Source organism: Kitasatospora cineracea, assembly GCF_003751605.1.
In the GTDB taxonomy this organism is placed as follows: Bacteria; Actinomycetota; Actinomycetes; order Streptomycetales; family Streptomycetaceae; genus Kitasatospora; species Kitasatospora cineracea.
In genome coordinates this window covers 1594047-1610437 of sequence record NZ_RJVJ01000001.1, presented here as the reverse complement: position 1 = coordinate 1610437, position 16391 = coordinate 1594047, and the positions used below count along the sequence as shown (strand labels likewise).

The window sequence follows — 16391 nt, the reverse complement described above, 5'->3', positions numbered from 1 at the left end:
GACGCCGGCGCCGGGTGCGTGCACCGCGGCGGCGTTGGTCAGGCCGGCCTCGCAGCCGCCGGGGCCGGCGGACAGCCGCACGGCGCCGACCGGGAGCCGGGTGCCGCAGGCGATCCGCAGGCCGGGCGGGAGCTCGTTCTCGGCCTCCAGGACGGCGCCGTCGCCGATCACCACGCCGTCCAGCGCGCAGCGCTCACCGATCCCGGCGTAGGCGCCGACGATGGAGTCCTTGACGTACGCGCCGGCCTCGATCCGGGCGCCCGGCAGCACCACGCTGCCCTCGACGATGGCGCCGGCCCCGATCCGGGCGCCCTCGGAGACCACGGTGCCGGAGCTCAGCACGGCGGCCGGGTCGACGGCCGAGCCGGGCAGCAGCAGCGCCTCGCCGGTGGGGCCGGGGACGGCCGGGGAGTCGACCTTGCCGAGCACCAGGTCGGCCGAGCCGCGGACGAACGCGCCGGGGGTGCCCAGGTCGAGCCAGTACGAGGTGTCGACGACGCCGCGCAGCAGCGCGCCGGTGGCCAGCAGCTCGGGGAAGGTCTCGCGCTCGACCGAGACCTCGCGGCCGGCCGGGATCCGGTCGATCACCGAGCGGGTGAAGACGTAGCAGCCCGCGTTGATCTGGTCGGTGACGATCTGCTCGGGGGTCTCGGGCTTCTCCAGGAAGGCCAGCACCCGCCCGTCCGGGTCGGTCGGGACGAGGCCGAAGGCGCGCGGGTCGGCCACCCGGGTGAGGTGCAGGGTGACGTCGGCGCCGGAGGCGCTGTGGCCGTCGCGCAGGGCGGCGATGTCCAGGCCGGACAGGATGTCGCCGTTGAAGACCAGCACCGGCTCGTCCGGGCCGCAGGTCAGGCCGGAGGCGGCGTTGCGGATCGCGCCGCCGGTGCCCAGCGGCTCCTCCTCGGTGAGGTAGACCAGCTCGATGCCGTAGGGGCTGCCGTCCTGGAAGTGGTCGACGAAGACCTCGGCGAGGTACGAGGTGGCGAGCACCACCCGGGTGACGCCGGCCGCGGCGGCCCGGGCGAGCTGGTGCGCGATGAACGGGACCCCCGCCACGGGCAGCATGGGTTTCGGCGTGTGGGTGGTCAGCGGACGGAGGCGGGTGCCCTTGCCGCCGACCAGCATGATCGCCTGGGTCATGGTTGTTGTCTCCCGTGGTCGAATCCGGCGGCCCGGCACGACAGGGTCCGGTGCGCTCGCTCGATGAACTGGCCGGGGCAGCGTGCCATGGCCTCCGACGGAACCGGCCCTTCCCGTGGTTCCGTCGCACACTCTATTTGCTCGAATATCGTCCCCGTACCACCACCCCGGTCGAGCAGGCGTGCGACCCGGCACACCGCTGCCGCGGCGGCGCCCGGCGCCGTGCCCCGGCCACCCGGCCCGGCGGGCGGCAGCGGGCCGCTCTGCCCGGATACGCCCCCCGGACCGGGCCCGGACGCGCCCGGACCCCGGAGCCGCAGCGGGCGTCCGGGGTCCGGGGTGCGCGGGTGCGTCAGGCGTCCACCGGCTCCGCGTCGGCGGCGGGGAGGGCCTTGACCGACTCCAGCAGCAGCTGGGCCACGTCGACGACCTTCAGGTGCTCCTTGGCCGCGCCCTCGTTCTTCTTGCCGTTGACCGAGTCGGAGAGCATCACCAGGCAGAACGGGCAGGCGGTGGAGACGATGTCCGGGTTGAGGGAGAGCGCCTCGTCCACCCGCTCGGTGTTGATCCGCTTGCCGATCCGCTCCTCCATCCACATCCGGGCGCCGCCGGCGCCGCAGCAGAAGCCGCGCTCCTTGTGGCGGTGCATCTCCTCGTTGCGCAGGCCGGGCACCCGGCCGATGATCTCGCGCGGCGGGGTGTAGACCTTGTTGTGCCGGCCGAGGTAGCACGGGTCGTGGTAGGTGATCAGGCCCTCCACCGGGTTCACCGGCAGCAGCTTGCCCTCGTCGATCAGGTGCTGCAGCAGCTGGGTGTGGTGGATGACCTCGAAGTGGCCGCCGAGCTGCGGGTACTCGTTGGCGATGGTGTTGAAGCAGTGCGGGCAGGTGGCGACGATCCGCTTGGTCGGCGCGTCCTCCAGCGCGGCGTTCAGGGTCTCGACGTTCTGCGCGCCGAGCATCTGGAACAGGAACTCGTTGCCCAGGCGGCGCGGGGAGTCACCGGTGCAGGTCTCCTCCTTGCCGAGGATCGCGAACTTCACGCCCGCGGTGTGCAGCAGTTCGGCGAAGGCCTTGGTGGTCTTCTTGGCCCGGTCCTCCAGCGCGCCGGCGCAGCCGACCCAGTAGAGGTACTCGACCTCGGCGGGGTCGATGTCCTCGCCGATCACCGGCACCTCGATGCCGGTCTCCTTCTTCAGCTCCTTGACCCAGTCCAGGCGCGCCTTGGTGGCCAGGCCCCACGGGTTGCCCTTGTTCTCCAGGTTCTTGAGCATCGTCCCGGCCTCGGTCGGGAAGCTGCTCTCGATCATCACCTGGTAGCGGCGCATGTCGACGATGTGGTCGATGTGCTCGATGTCGACCGGGCACTGCTCGACGCAGGCGCCGCAGGTGGTGCAGGACCACAGCACGTCGGGGTCGATGACGCCGTTCTCCTCGGCGGTGCCGATCAGCGGGCGCTCGGCCTCGGCCAGCGCGGACGCGGGGACGCCGGCGAGCTGCTCGGCCGTCGCCTTCTCCTCGCCCTCCATGTCCTTGCCGCCGCCGGCCAGCAGGTACGGGGCCTTGGCGAAGGCGTGCTCGCGCAGGCTCATGATCAGCAGCTTGGGCGACAGCGGCTTGCCGGTGTTCCAGGCCGGGCACTGCGACTGGCAGCGGCCGCACTCGGTGCAGGTGGAGAAGTCGAGGATGCCCTTCCAGGAGAAGTGCTCGACCTGGGAGACGCCGAACACGGCGTCGTCCGCCGGGTCCTCGAAGTCGATCGGGGCGCCGTTGCTGGTCATCGGGCGCAGCGCGCCGAGCGCGGTGGCGCCGTCCTCCTCGCGCTTGAAGTAGATGTTGAAGAACGCCAGGAAGCGGTGCCAGGCGACGCCCATCGAGGGGTTGACGCCGATGGTGATCGCCCAGGCGAAGGAGATGCAGATCTTCAGCATGGCGAACAGGTAGACCAGGTTCACCAGGGTGCCGTGCGCGGTGCCGTGGAAGGCGGCCGCGATCGGGTACGAGACCAGGTAGGCCGGGTCGTAGGAGTCGAGGCCCTCCAGGGCGCCCTCCAGGCCGCGCAGCATCATGATGCACAGGCCGATGCCGAGGATCGTGTACTCGACGTAGAACGCCTGCCAGGCGATCGAGCCGGCGAACCGGGACTTGCGGCCGGCCCGGGAGGGCAGGCTGAGCAGGCGGATCGCCATCAGGACCAGGATGCCCAGGGTGGTCAGGGTGCCGATCAGCTCGACGAAGATGTTCCACGGCAGCCAGTGGCCGATCACCGGGAGCGCGAACTCGGCGTCGAAGAGCTGCCCGAAGGCGTTCACCAGGGTGAGCACCAGCGAGAAGAAGCCGACCGCGACGAACCAGTGGGCGACGCCGACGACGCCCCAGCGGTTCATCCGGGTGTGGCCCAGGAACTCCTTGGCCACGGTGGCCACCCGCTGCGCGGGTTGACCGAAGCGGGTGCCGTCGGCGGAGCCGGTGCGCACCACCTTGTAGATGTACAGCGCCGCACGGGCGGCGAGCGCGGTGCCGATCACGAAGGTGACCAGCGAGATGACGATCGCTGCTAGCTGCATCGGCTCTCCGTCTCCAGCGGCTTGTTCCCAGTGGTACCAGTCCCCACAGAGTGTACTGGTCGGTAACTTGGAGGGCTGACCCGCCGGACATTACCGCGCGTTAACACCCCACCAGAAGATGTTCAAGGTATGGCGGCAGTCACTAAGTCCAGACTCACCCGCCCGGAGCAGCCCGCCCGCCCGCCACGACATAAGCGCTCAGTAAAGTTGAGCGACACGGACTCAAAGCTGTTGACGCCGCCGGATCGGTCGTGCATCCTTGAGCCCGTACTGCTCAACTTCTTCCCCGGAGGTATTCACGATGGCACGCGCGGTCGGCATCGACCTCGGTACGACGAACTCCGTCGTCAGTGTTCTTGAGGGCGGTGAGCCCACGGTCATCACCAACGCCGAGGGCGCTCGGACCACGCCGTCCGTCGTCGCCTTCGCCAAGAACGGCGAGGTGCTCGTCGGCGAGGTCGCCAAGCGCCAGGCGGTCACCAACGTCGACCGGACCATCCGGTCGGTCAAGCGCCACATGGGCACCGACTGGAAGATCGGCATCGACGGCAAGGACTTCACGCCGCAGCAGATCTCCGCCTTCGTCCTGCAGAAGCTCAAGCGGGACGCCGAGTCGTACCTGGGCGAGACGGTCACCGACGCCGTCATCACCGTCCCGGCGTACTTCAACGACTCCGAGCGCCAGGCCACCAAGGAGGCCGGCGAGATCGCGGGCCTGAACGTCCTGCGCATCGTCAACGAGCCGACCGCGGCCGCCCTGGCCTACGGCCTGGACAAGGACGACCAGACCATCCTGGTCTTCGACCTCGGCGGCGGCACCTTCGACGTGTCGCTGCTGGAGATCGGCGACGGCGTGGTCGAGGTCAAGGCCACCAACGGCGACAACCACCTCGGCGGCGACGACTGGGACCAGCGGGTCGTCGACCACCTGGTGAAGGTCTTCCAGTCCGGCCACGGCGTCGACCTGTCCAAGGACAAGATGGCCGTCCAGCGTCTGCGCGAGGCCGCCGAGAAGGCCAAGATCGAGCTGTCCTCGTCCTCCGAGACCTCGATCAACCTGCCCTACATCACGGCCTCCGCCGAGGGCCCGCTGCACCTGGACGAGAAGCTCACCCGCTCCCAGTTCCAGCAGCTCACCTCGGACCTGCTGGACCGCTGCAAGGTCCCGTTCCACAACGTGATCAAGGACGCCGGCATCCAGCTGTCCGAGATCGACCACGTGGTCCTGGTCGGCGGCTCGACCCGCATGCCGGCCGTCGCCGAGCTCGTCAAGGAGCTGACCGGCGGCAAGGACGCCAACAAGGGCGTCAACCCGGACGAGGTCGTCGCCATCGGCGCCTCCCTGCAGGCCGGCGTGCTCAAGGGCGAGGTCAAGGACGTCCTGCTGCTCGACGTCACCCCGCTGTCCCTCGGCATCGAGACCAAGGGCGGCATCATGACCAAGCTGATCGAGCGCAACACCACGATCCCGACCAAGCGCTCCGAGATCTTCACCACCGCCGAGGACAACCAGCCCTCCGTGCAGATCCAGGTCTACCAGGGCGAGCGCGAGATCGCGGCGTACAACAAGAAGCTCGGCATGTTCGAGCTGACCGGCCTGCCGCCGGCGCCCCGCGGCCTGCCGCAGATCGAGGTCACCTTCGACATCGACGCCAACGGCATCATGCACGTGGCCGCGAAGGACCTCGGCACCGGCAAGGAGCAGAAGATGACCGTCACCGGCGGCTCCTCGCTGCCGAAGGACGAGGTCAACCGCATGCGTGAGGAGGCCGAGCGCTACGCGGAGGAGGACACCAAGCGCCGCGAGGCCGTCGAGACCCGCAACCAGGGCGAGCAGCTCGTCTACTCGACCGAGAAGTTCATCGCGGACAACGCGGACAAGCTCCCGGCCGACGTCAAGACCGAGGTCGAGACCGCCATCGGCGAGCTCAAGGAGACCCTCAAGGGCGAGGACATCGCGGCCATCCGCACCGCCACCGAGAAGGTCTCCACCACCGCCCAGAAGCTCGGCGCGGCGCTGTACGCGCAGGCCGACGGCGCGGGCGCGGCGGCCGGTGCGGCCGGGGCCGGCGAGGCGGGCGCCAAGGACGACGACGTGGTCGACGCCGAGATCGTCGACGACGAGAAGCCCAAGGGCGGTGCGGCATGACGGAGAAGCCGCAGGGCGAGCAGCCCGGCGACGACTCCGCCGCCGAGGAGGCAGTGCTCAAGGCAGCCGAGGAGGCCGTCGCGGGCGCCGGTGCCGACGAGCTGGCCGCCGCCAAGCGCGAGGCCGGCGAGCGCACCGCCGACCTGCAGCGGCTCCAGGCCGAGTACCAGAACTACCGCAAGCGGGTCGAGCGTGACCGCTCCACCGTCCGCGAGATCGCCGTCTCCAACATCCTGGAGTCGCTGGTCCCGGTGCTGGACGACATCGGCCGGGCCCGTGAGCACGGCGAGGTGACGGGCGGCTTCAAGTCGGTCGCCGAGTCGCTGGAGACGGTCGTCGCCAAGCTCGGGCTGCAGCAGTTCGGCAAGGAGGGCGAGCCCTTCGACCCGACGATCCACGAGGCGCTGATGCACAGCTACTCGTCGGACGTGACGGAGGACACCTGCGTGCAGATCCTCCAGCCCGGGTACCGGATCGGCGAGCGGATCATCCGCCCGGCGATGGTCGCGGTCGCGGAGCCCCAGCCGGGCACCCAGACCACCGGCGAGCCGGACGGCGACAAGGCTGACGGTTCGTCCGACAGCTGAGTAGAGTCCCCGTGCGCTGCGGAGTCGTACGTCGTCCAGTACGGCGGCCGGCTCCGCAGCGCCGTATCAGGGCACCGCGCCGCGCGGTGCCGACAGGCAACAGAACTTCGGTTTCCCGGGAGGTGGCGGTCAAAGGCCATGAGCGCTAAGGACTACGTGGAGAAGGACTACTACAAGGTCCTCGGCGTGCCCAAGGACGCCACCCCCGCAGAGATCAAGAAGACCTACCGCAAGCTGGCCCGCGAGTTCCACCCGGACGCGAACAAGGGCGACGCCAAGGCCGAGGAGCGCTTCAAGGACATCTCCGAGGCCTACGACGTGCTCTCGGACGAGAAGCGCCGCAAGGAGTACGACGAGGCCCGCTCGCTGTTCGCGGGCGGCGGCTTCCGGCCCGGCGGTGCGGGCGGCGCGTCCGGCGGCTTCGACTTCGGCGACCTCTTCAACGGCGGCGGCGGCACGGGCGGCGGCGGGATCGGCGACGTGTTCGGCGGGCTGTTCAACCGCGGCGGCCGGCAGGCCGCCCAGCCGCGGCGCGGGGCCGACGTCGAGACCGAGGTCACGCTGAACTTCGAGGAGGCCGTGGACGGCGCGACCGTGCCGCTGCGGATGACCTCCCAGGCCGCCTGCCGCGCCTGCGCCGGCACCGGCGCCAAGGCCGGCACCACCCCGCGGGTCTGCCCGACCTGCGTCGGCGCCGGCACCGTCAGCCGCGGCCAGGGCGCCTTCGCGCTCTCCGAGCCCTGCCGGGACTGCAAGGGCCGCGGCATGATCGTCGACGACCCGTGCACCGTCTGCCACGGCAGCGGCCGGGCCTCCTCGGCCCGCACCATGCAGGTCCGCATCCCCGCCGGCGTGCAGGACAGTCAGCGGATCCGGCTCAAGGGCAAGGGCGCCCAGGGCGAGCGCGGCGGCCAGCCCGGAGACCTGTACGTCACCGTGCACGTCGACCCGCACCCGGTGTTCGGTCGCAAGGGCGACAACCTGACGGTGACCGTGCCGGTGAGCTTCCCGGAAGCCGCCCTCGGCGGGACCATCGAGGTGCCGACCCTGAACGGCCCGGCCGTGAAGCTCAAGCTGCCGCCCGGCAGCGCCAACGGCCTGACCATGCGGGCCCGCGGCAAGGGCGCCACCCGCAAGGACGGCACCCGCGGCGACCTGCTGGTCACCGTGGAGGTCACGGTGCCCAAGCACGTCGACGGAGACGCGCTGACCGCGCTGGAGCAGTACCGCGAGGCCACCGCCTCGGACGACCCGCGAGCCGCCCTGTTCAAGGCGGCGGAGGGAGCGTGAGACCCCGATGAGTCCCCACCCCGACAGTAGCCACGGCGGCGACGGCACCGGCCGGATCGGCCCCGGTCTCGGCGAGGGCCTGCCCGGCGGCGGCCGCCCGCGCGCCGCCGCCCCGCCCTACGTCCTCACCGAGGACACCCCGGTCTACGTCATCTCGGTCGCCGCCGAGCTCTCCGGCCTGCACCCGCAGACCCTCCGCCAGTACGACCGGCTCGGCCTGGTCAGCCCCGACCGCACCGCCGGCCGCGGCCGACGGTACTCCGCCCGGGACATCCAGCAGCTGCGCGAGGTCCAGCGGCTCTCCCAGGACGAGGGCATCAACCTGGCCGGAATCAAGCGCATCATCGAACTCGAGAACCAGGTCACCGCTCTGCAGTCCCGCGTCGGCGAACTCGTCGACGCCCTGGAGGGCGCCGCCGCCACCCTCCAGCAGCGCGAGGCCGCCGTCCACGCCTCCTACCGCCGCGACCTGGTCCCCTACCAGCAGGTCCAGCAGTCCAGCGCACTGGTGGTCTGGCGGCCCAAGCGCTGACCCCGCCGGAACGCACCGAGCCGCCGTCGCCCTACCATTCGGGGGGTGCCGGCGGCTCTCGGTTCCGTGAGAGAGTTCAGTCGGCCCAGCCATGATTCGTCCCACGGGGCGGGAAATGCCAGCCCACCCTGGGCGTGGAAACGCCTACGATCATCCGGACCGGTGGTACGCGTCCTGCGAGATGTCCACGTCAGCCCAGGGAGCCGCACATGCGAGGATCTGCAGGGATGAAAGCCGCCAGTGGCGGCCTCAGTTTCCTGTCGAATGACGCGCGTGCCCTGTTCCGGTCCGCACTCCACGGCAACGGACGGCTCTCGATCACCGACTTCGACGAGACTTCCCAGCCCGCGTTGGACGAACTGCTGACCATCGGCCTGCTCGTTCCCGAGATAGACGACCCGAACGTCGTGGTCGCGGTCGATCCGCAGCAGCTGTCCGAAGGGCTGAGCGACACCTGGCAACGTCAGGCCCTGGACCTGCTCACCCGTGCTGCCGCCCTCCGCGCCGACCTGCAGGACCTCGCCACCGTGTTCCACTCCCCCGACCAGGGCGGGGGGAGCATCGAGTACGTGCGCGGCAAGGTCCTGATCAATCAACGGGTGCAGCAGACCGTCGCCAGTGCGAAGGAAGAGATCCTGGCCGCCCAGCCGGGCGGCCCCCGCCCCTCCGAGGCGCTGTCCGGAATCATCGAACGCGACCTGGAGGCCCTGCGCCAGGGCATCGCGCTCCGGACGATCTACCACCCCAGCACTCGTTACCACGCACCGACCCGGGACTATGTTTCCACCATCAACCAGGCCGGCGGACGTTTCCGCACTTCCGACGAGCCCTACACCCGGTTGATTGTGATAGACCGCCGGGTCGCGGTGATCCCGGTGGCCGAGGATCTCAATCTGGCCGCGTTCATTCACGATCAAGCGATCGTCAGCTATTTGGTGACCGAGGTATTCGACCGGATATGGGGCCGGGCGCTCGACTTCAATGGCACCCGGGTAGTGCCCCACGAAGTGGTATCCGGGATGCGGCAAGCGATCATCGACCTGATGCTGGCAGGCGTCAACCACCGGGTGATCGCCCGGCGGCTCGGCATTAGCGAACGCACCCTGGCCAGGCACATCGCGGAGATGCGCGAGGAGTACGGCGTGGAGTCGCTGTTCCAGCTCGGCTACGCACTGGCGCGCACCCACGTCGAGGAACCCCCCGAGGGTGCCGGGGGCTTCGACTGATCGGGACGGTACCGGGCTCAGTTCCAGATCGTGTCGAGCAGGGCCATCTGCGCAGCCTGCACGTGATCGGGGGCCTTGATGTTCCAGATGGTGTCGTCGGCGGAGGCAGCGGTACCACCGAGCACCAACGCGGCTCCGACCGTCAAGGAGATCAGGACGATCCTGGCTACTCGGCGCATACGAGACATACCGCCCCTCCATCCTCTCGATCGTCGACTTCTCGGGTCGGCAACCTTCAAATCACACAACGCGCACCATAATGCCGTACCGGCCGCAACGAAAGCCAGGGGGCGGTCCCTTCAGGTGCGTCATCTCTCTGCCAGGCATCGAGATGCCATGGTCCCTCTGTGGACGTCGACGTAACCGACCAGGGACGATCAGTGAACTCTCGACCAGAGTGTGCGGCGAAAGTACGGGGGTGCCCACACACGGCATGTTCATGCGCAAACAACCATCCAGCTAGGCGAATGCAGAGCAGCATTCCGATGGACACACCACCCGTGGGGGGCGGAACACCCCGCGGCACCTATCTCGGAGTCGACATGTCTGAGCAGTACTCCCTGACTCACCCCGTCAGTGGCACCGAAGGACGCCGGGCACGCGTGTTCCTGGCCGCGCCGCTGATGCGGCTGACCGGGCCGGCGGACAGCGTGGTGACGCTGGCCAGCCGAACCCGGCTGACCACGTTGCGGAGCACGCTGCTGGACAGCGGGGCGGCGGTGTACAGCGCGCACCACAGCGACGCGTGGACGGTGGCGGGGCGGGCGCCGGAGCAGCGGGTGCCCTCGGACTTCCGGGCCATGCAGAGCGCGGACCTGGTGTTCGCGTACGTCGGTGCGCCGCTGTCGGCCGGGGTGAGCCTGGAGCTCGGGTGGGCTTCGGCGCTGCGCAAGCCGATCGTGCTGCTGGTGGACGAGGCGATCACGCACAACCCGCTGATCGCCACCATCGAGCAGGTCTCGCCGGTGCTCCCGCTGGTCTTCGACGACACCTGGTCGCAGGAGGCGCTGCACCACACCGTGGAGACCGCGCTGGACTGGGCCGGGATGGCGCTGTCGCTGCGCGGCGGCTTCTGGACCGCGCCGGGCGACCAGTTCCCGCGGCCGCGCCGCGAGCACGCCGGCCCGTACGGCTTCTGGTCCCCGGAGATCGCCACCGGCTGACGGCCCGTCACCCGGTCAGTCGGTTCCCCGCATCTGCCAGCCCAGTTGGAACAGGGTCTCCGCGTCGTGGAGTTCGCGCAGCCGGGAGATGTGCGCGGCGACGGTCCGTTCGCCGAGGCCCAGCCGGGAGGCGATCGCCTTCTGGGTCAGGCCCTGGGCGAGCAGCCGGCCGACCTGTTCGTGGACCGGGACGACGCTCTCGCCCTCGTGCTCGGCGGAGCGCCACTGGACCCGGTCGGCCCGCTCCCAGTCCCGTTCGAAGGCGGCGACCAGGAACGAGACCACCGCCGGGTCCTCGACGAACGCGGCACTGGAGTTGTCCGCCGACGCCGGGACGACGGCGATCCGGCGGTCGAAGACCAGCATCCGGCTGAACGGTTCGCTCAGGGTGCGGAACCGGCCTCCCCAGCCGGTGACCCGCTCCGCCCAGCGCACCGTCGGCCCGTCCAGCAGCGCGGTCGGCTCGTAGACGGTGCGGATGCTCGCCCCGCGCTCCAGGAAGCGGCGGGTGCGTTCCAGCGACTCCTCCAGCAGGTCCGCCGGCCCGGCGCCGCCCGGGTGCAGCGACAGCTCCTCCTCGCGCGCCTCGCTCGCCAACTGCAGGACGCGGTGCCGGATCTGCTCGGTCCGGTCGACGTGCTGCACCACGCTGGAGCGGTCGGCCCGGCGCGGGGTCGCGTCGTAGGCGTGGGTGAGGTCCTCCAGCAGCGCGGGCATCTCCTCCGCGCGCAGCAGCATCCGGGTGCCCTCGGCGCGCAGTTCGGCACTGATCCGGTCGCTGACCGCCCGCGGGTCGACCGCCGTCAGCGACTGCTCGGCCGCGTCGTGCACCAGCAGCCCGAGTTCCATCAGCCGCAGCACCCCGGTCGGGTCCTGCTCCACCGCCTCGCGGAACGACACCCGTCCGCCCTGGTCCAGGATCTGCTGGTAGAGCCGCCGCTCCGACTCGCTCGGCAGTGCGGCCGCGTTCGCCTCGCTCACAGCCCACCCTCCTTCTCGGCCGTCCGCCCCGGGCGCTGGTCCCCGGGCGGTGCGGCGGGTCGTCCGGACGCCCCGCGCAGCTGCCAGCCGAGCTGGAACAGGGTCTCCGCATCGTAGAACTCGCGCAGCCGGGCGATGTGCCCGGCCACCGTCCGCGGCGACAGGCCCAGCCGGGAGGCGATCGCCTTCTGGGTCAGCCCGGCCGCGAGCAGGTCGGTGAGTTCGGACGGGACACCGGTCGGACGCGGACGGCCGGCGGCGGCCTGCCAGTCGACCCGCTCGGCCCGCGACCAGTCGCGCTCGAAGCGGTCCACCAGGGTGGCCAGCACCGCCGGGTCCTCGATGATCATCGCCTGCCGGTCGTCCGCGGCGGCCGAGACCACCGCCGCCCGCCGGTCGAAGATCACCATCCGCTGGAACGGCTCGTCCAGCACCCGGAAGCGCTCGCCCGCCGCCGTGAGCGTCGCCGCGTAGTCCACCGTGGGCGGATCGGCGAGGGCACCCGGCTGGTAGAGGGTGCGCAACTCGATGCCGGTGGCCAGGAAGCCCAGCGAACGGGCCCGGGTCTGCTGCATCACCCGGACCGGCCGGGCCCCGCCCGGCTGCGCCGCCAAGGTCTCCTCGCGCATCTCGGACTCGATCCGGGCGATGTGGTGCGCGATCTGCTGCCCCGCCACCAACCGCAACGGCCGGGACGGACGGCCCCGCCGCGGCGCCGCGTCGTACGCCTGGACCAGGTCCTCCAACCGGGACGCGGCGTGCTCGGCCGCCCGCAGCATCCCGTTCGCCGCGCTGCGCAACTCCGCGCTCGCCCGCTCCCCGAACGCCCGCGGGTGCGCGGCCGTCAGCACCTGCCCGTGGTCGTGGTGCAGCAGCAGCCCCAGCTCGATCAGACCGAGCGTGGCGTCCGGGTCCTGCTCCATCGCCTCCCGCAGCAGCACCATCCCGCCCTGGGCGACCACCTCGCGGTACAGCGCCCGCTCGGCCTCGTCCGGCAACCGGACGCTCATCGGGCGCCTCCCCGCATCAGCCGGCCGAGCCGAGACAGGACTTCGCGGTAGAGGGCGCGATCGGCGTCGTCCGGGACGGTGTTCACCGGTCGCCGTCCCGCATCAGCCAGCCGAGTTGGAAGAGGGTCTCGGCGTCGTAGCGCTCGCGGAGGCGGGCGATGTGTTCGGCGACGGTGCGTTCGGAGACGCCGAGGCGGGAGGCGACGGCGCGCTGGGTGAGGCCGGTGGCGAGCAGGCGGCCGATCTGCTCGGTGGGCGGGGGGACGGTGGTGCCGGCGAGGTCGTGCCAGGGGACGCGTTCGGCGCGGTCCCAGTCGCGGTGGAAGAGGGCGACCAGGTGGTCGACCACGGCGCGGTCCTCGATGAAGGCGGCGGTGCGGTTGTCGGCGGAGGCGGAGATGATCACCGTCCGGCGGTCGAAGATCAGCATCCGGGTGAAGTCCTCGTCCAGGGAGCGCAGTCGCATGCCCCAGCCGGTGGCCCGCACCGCGTAGTCGATCACCGCCGGGTCGGACTTCACGGTCGGCTGGTAGAGGATGTCCATCCGGGCGCCGGCGGCCAGGGCCTTCTCGGCGCGGGCGCTCTTCTCCAGGTACACCACCGGGCGGTGGCCGGGCTGGGCGGCCAGCACCTCCTCGCGGAAGTCGGCCTCGATCTGGAGCAGGCGGTGCCGGATCCGGTCCACGTCCAGCACGTGGGTGATCTGCCGGCCGTGGTCCTGCGGGCGGACGGCGCTGTCGAACGCGTCGGCGAGGACGTCGAGTTCGGTGGGGACGTGCTCGGCGGCCGCGAACATCCGGGTGCCCGCCTCGCGCAGTTCGCGGCTCAGCCGGCCGCTGACGGTGCGCGGGTTGACGGCGGTGAGCTGCTCGCTCTCGTCGTGCTGGACCAGCAGTCCGAGCGCGAGCAGCCGGGCGGTGGCGGCGGCGTCCTGCTCGGTCGCCTCGCGGACCGAGACCTGGCCGCCGGCCCGCAGCACGGCCAGGTAGAGCGCCTTCTCGGTCGGCCCGGGGGCGGGCGGCGCGGGGCGGGCGTCAGGCATCGTGCTTGCCCCTCCGCATCAGCCAGCCGAGTTGGAACAGGGTCTCGGCGTCGTAGCGCTCGCGCAGGTGGGCGATGTGGGCGGCGACGGTGCGTTCGGAGAGGCCGAGGCGGGTGGCGATGGCCTTCTGGGTGAGGCCCTGGGCGAGCAGGCGGCCGACCTGGTCGACGGCGGTGCGGGTGGGGGCGCTGTCGAGGAGGCTGTGCCAGGAGACGCGTTCGGCCCGGGTCCAGTCGCGTTCGAAGTTGGCGACGATCATGGCCACGGTGGCGGGGTCGGAGATCACCGCGGCCCGGTCCGGGTCGTCGGCGGCGGGCACCACGGCGGTGGTCCGGTCGAAGACCAGGGCGCGCTGGAAGGGCTCGTCGAGCAGCCGGACCTCGCCGCCGGCCCGGGTGACGGTGGCGGCGTAGCGGACCGTGGCGGGTTCGGTGAGGACGGTCGGCCGGTAGAGGGTGAGGATGCGGCAGCCGCGGTGCAGGATCGGGAGGTCCTGGCTCAGGGAGAGTTCCAGGGCGGCGGGCACCAGCGGTCCGGGGTGCGAGGTCAGGGCCTCCTCCCGGCAGGTGGAGCCGAGTTGGGCGATCCGCTGGCGGATGTGTTCGCGGCCGGTGAGCTGGTGGTCGGCCGGGACGGGCTCGGCCGGGCGGGGCACGCTGTCGTAGGCGGCGATCAGCGGGTCGAGGTCGGCGGCCAGGCGTTCGGCCAGGTTGAGCAGGCGGGTGGCCTCGGTGTTCATCTCGGTGCTGAGGGTGTCGGCCACGAAGCGCGGGTTGACGGCCAGGTAGGAGCCGTCGAGGCCGTCGGAGACCAGCAGGCCGGTGCGCAGCAGCCCGGCGAGGACGTGCTGCCGCTGCGCGGGGACGGCGTCGGCCGCGATCCGGCCGCCGGCTTCCAGCACGTCCAGGTAGAGGCGCCAGGCCGCCGCGTCGATCGGCCCGCAGGCCCCCGTGGGCGCGGGGACGCGGTAGGCCGTCGGCCCGAAGGCGGGACGGAGGGGTGCCTGGACGGTGGAGGCCGGGACGGGAGCGGGAGCGGGTGCGGGGGTCGGGTCAGCCACGTCCGCCGCCTCCCCGCATCAGCCAGCCGAGCTGGAACAGGGTGCCGGCCCCGTACAGGTCGCGCAGCCGGGAGATGTGGCCGGCGACGGTGCGTTCGGAGAGGCCGAGGCGGGTGGCGACGGCGCGCTGGGTGAGGCCCTGGGCGAGTAGGCGGCCGACCCGGTCGGTGATGGTGCGGGTGAGGGTGCGGGCGTCGAGGCCGTGCCAGTGGACCTGTTCGGCGCGGGCCCAGTCGCGTTCGAAGCCGGCCACCAGGTAGGCGATCGCGGCGGGGTCCTCGACGAACGCGGCGCGGCTGTGGTCCTCGGCGGCGGGGATCACGGCGACCCGCCGGTCGATGACGATCAGGCGGAGGAACGGCTCGTCCAGGACCCGCAGTTGGGCGCCGTGCTCGGTCATCGCGGTGGCGTGCCGGACGGCGCTGTCCGCGGTGAGCGCGACGGGCTGGTAGAGGGCCCGCAGGGTGGCGCCCCGGCTGAGCATCCGCCGGTCCTGGGTGTGGGCGAGTTCGAGGACGGCGGGCGGGCGGAGCCCGGGCTGGGCGCTGAGCAGTTCGAGGCGGCAGTCGGAGACCAGTTGGGCGATCCGCAGCCGGATGCCCTCCTGGCCGTCGACGTAGACGGCCTGCCCGGTCCGGTCGGCGGGCCGGGGGACGGCGTCGTAGGCGCGGGCGAGCGGGTCGAGCGCGGCGGGCAGCCGGCCGGCGTCGAGCAGCAGGCGGGTGGCGCGGGAGCGCAGGTCGGCGCCGAGGCGTTCGGCGACGGCGCGCGGGCTGACCGCGACGTAGCAGCCGTCGATCCGGTTGGGCAGCATCAGGCCGATCGCCACCAGCTGGTCCAGCAGGGCCCGTTGGCGTTCGGGGGTGCGGCCGGTGCCGAGCGGGGGCGGCGCGTCCAGCGGGATCCGGCCGCCGGCGGCGAGGACGGCCAGGTAGAGCTGGGTGGCCTCCTCCTCGGGCAGTCCGGCTTCCGGGCCGAACGGGAGGTCGGCGTCGGCGGACGGGAGGTCGGCGCCGACGGACGGGAAGTCGGTGTCGGCGGTTGCCGGGCCCGGGTCGGCGGACGGCGCGGGCGGACCGTCGAGCAGGTCGGTCGGCGCTCCGGCCGGGCCGGTGAGCGCACCTGACGGCGCGTCGGAGGGCCCGCCGGGTGTGCCGGGCCGACCGGCGTCCGGATCGGACTTCGGGTGGTCCGCTGCCACGTCGAGCACTCCCTGCCGTCTTCCTCCGCTTGCGGATGATGATTCCAGCAGGGCCGTCGGGTGCGACGGCGGGAGTCACCCCCGCGGACCGGGCGCGTCCCCCGGGCCGGGTGCGGTCTGCACCCGGATCCCGGAGGACCCGCTCGTGTTACGCCAGCGTCATGGCGCTTCGGTGAGGCGGAGCAGCAACGCCTCACCGATCCGGTCACGGTAGCCACCACCACACGTGGCGTCCCGGCCGGTGCTCTTCCCCCCGTTGCGCAGATACGAACGCACCTGTCGCCCCCACGCGAAGAGCAAGTCGCCGACTCGGGCTGCGGCTGCCCCGGACGACCTGGCGTGACTCCACCCTCACAGCGGGGCGAACTCCGAACAAGTGCTCTCCGGCTGCAGGTTCCCGCAAGTGCAGGAACCTGCAGCAAACACCTCGCTGCCGCGCCCCGA

At 71.7% G+C, this 16391-nt stretch carries 13 protein-coding genes and 1 pseudogene; 6 read left to right on the top strand and 8 right to left on the bottom strand.

The features are described 5' to 3' along the window. Nucleotides 1-66 precede the first annotated feature (66 nt). Both manB and EDD39_RS07260 read right to left on the bottom strand, forming a co-directional pair. Nucleotides 67-1140: pseudogene (gene manB / locus EDD39_RS07265) on the bottom strand (mannose-1-phosphate guanylyltransferase); the annotation flags it as partial. Between the two features lie 352 nt (nt 1141-1492). Further along, nucleotides 1493-3706 (bottom strand): (Fe-S)-binding protein, encoded by a 2214-nt coding sequence (locus tag EDD39_RS07260; RefSeq protein ID WP_123554130.1) that lies wholly within the window; start codon nt 3704-3706, stop codon nt 1493-1495. 301 nt (nt 3707-4007) lie between these two features. On the opposite strand from EDD39_RS07260, the gene dnaK reads away from it, so the two are divergent. From dnaK to EDD39_RS07235, 5 genes are all read left to right on the top strand, one after another. Beyond that, complete coding sequence (gene dnaK, locus EDD39_RS07255) at nt 4008-5855, top strand: molecular chaperone DnaK (RefSeq protein WP_123554128.1); 1848 nt, start codon at nt 4008-4010, stop codon at nt 5853-5855. Continuing rightward, the gene (gene grpE, locus EDD39_RS07250) at nt 5852-6442 is read left to right on the top strand and encodes a nucleotide exchange factor GrpE (protein WP_030457529.1); all 591 of its coding nucleotides are present in this window, start codon (nt 5852-5854) and stop codon (nt 6440-6442) included. The genes dnaK and grpE overlap by 4 nt, the downstream gene beginning before the upstream one ends. A gap of 138 nt (nt 6443-6580) precedes the next feature. Next, nucleotides 6581-7732 (top strand): molecular chaperone DnaJ, encoded by a 1152-nt coding sequence (gene dnaJ, locus EDD39_RS07245; protein WP_030457530.1) that lies wholly within the window; start codon nt 6581-6583, stop codon nt 7730-7732. A 7-nt stretch (nt 7733-7739) separates the two neighbouring features. After that, on the top strand, nt 7740-8264 hold the full coding sequence (locus EDD39_RS07240) for a heat shock protein transcriptional repressor HspR (protein WP_244256629.1): 525 nt from the start codon (nt 7740-7742) through the stop codon (nt 8262-8264). 227 nt (nt 8265-8491) lie between these two features. Then, nucleotides 8492-9490 carry a helix-turn-helix domain-containing protein gene (locus EDD39_RS07235; RefSeq protein WP_162869962.1) on the top strand — a complete coding sequence of 333 codons (999 nt, stop codon included), beginning with the start codon at nt 8492-8494 and terminating at the stop codon, nt 9488-9490. Nucleotides 9491-9507: 17 nt separating this feature from the next. Here EDD39_RS07235 and EDD39_RS39385 read toward each other — a convergent pair whose 3' ends face one another. Next, on the bottom strand, nt 9508-9678 hold the full coding sequence (locus EDD39_RS39385) for a hypothetical protein (RefSeq protein ID WP_162869961.1): 171 nt from the start codon (nt 9676-9678) through the stop codon (nt 9508-9510). 414 nt (nt 9679-10092) lie between these two features. Between EDD39_RS39385 and EDD39_RS07230 the strand changes: the two genes are divergently transcribed. Beyond that, nucleotides 10093-10653 carry a TIR domain-containing protein gene (locus EDD39_RS07230; RefSeq protein ID WP_030457533.1) on the top strand — a complete coding sequence of 187 codons (561 nt, stop codon included), beginning with the start codon at nt 10093-10095 and terminating at the stop codon, nt 10651-10653. A gap of 15 nt (nt 10654-10668) precedes the next feature. Here the strand turns inward: EDD39_RS07230 and EDD39_RS07225 are convergent, their stop codons facing one another. From EDD39_RS07225 to EDD39_RS07205, 5 genes are all read right to left on the bottom strand, one after another. Then, entirely contained in the window at nt 10669-11634 is a 966-nt protein-coding gene (locus tag EDD39_RS07225) for a LuxR C-terminal-related transcriptional regulator (RefSeq protein WP_123554123.1), read from the bottom strand. Beyond that, complete coding sequence (locus EDD39_RS07220; RefSeq protein ID WP_123554122.1) at nt 11631-12644, bottom strand: LuxR C-terminal-related transcriptional regulator; 1014 nt, start codon at nt 12642-12644, stop codon at nt 11631-11633. Before EDD39_RS07220 ends, EDD39_RS07225 begins: the two co-directional genes overlap by 4 nt. Before the next feature lie 82 nt (nt 12645-12726). Next, on the bottom strand, nt 12727-13686 hold the full coding sequence (locus EDD39_RS07215; RefSeq protein WP_123554120.1) for a LuxR C-terminal-related transcriptional regulator: 960 nt from the start codon (nt 13684-13686) through the stop codon (nt 12727-12729). Further along, nucleotides 13679-14746 (bottom strand): helix-turn-helix transcriptional regulator, encoded by a 1068-nt coding sequence (locus EDD39_RS07210; protein WP_123554118.1) that lies wholly within the window; start codon nt 14744-14746, stop codon nt 13679-13681. The genes EDD39_RS07215 and EDD39_RS07210 overlap by 8 nt, the downstream gene beginning before the upstream one ends. Then, nucleotides 14739-15947 carry a LuxR family transcriptional regulator gene (locus tag EDD39_RS07205; protein ID WP_148089404.1) on the bottom strand — a complete coding sequence of 403 codons (1209 nt, stop codon included), beginning with the start codon at nt 15945-15947 and terminating at the stop codon, nt 14739-14741. The genes EDD39_RS07210 and EDD39_RS07205 overlap by 8 nt, the downstream gene beginning before the upstream one ends. Between the last annotated feature and the right edge of the window lie 444 nt (nt 15948-16391).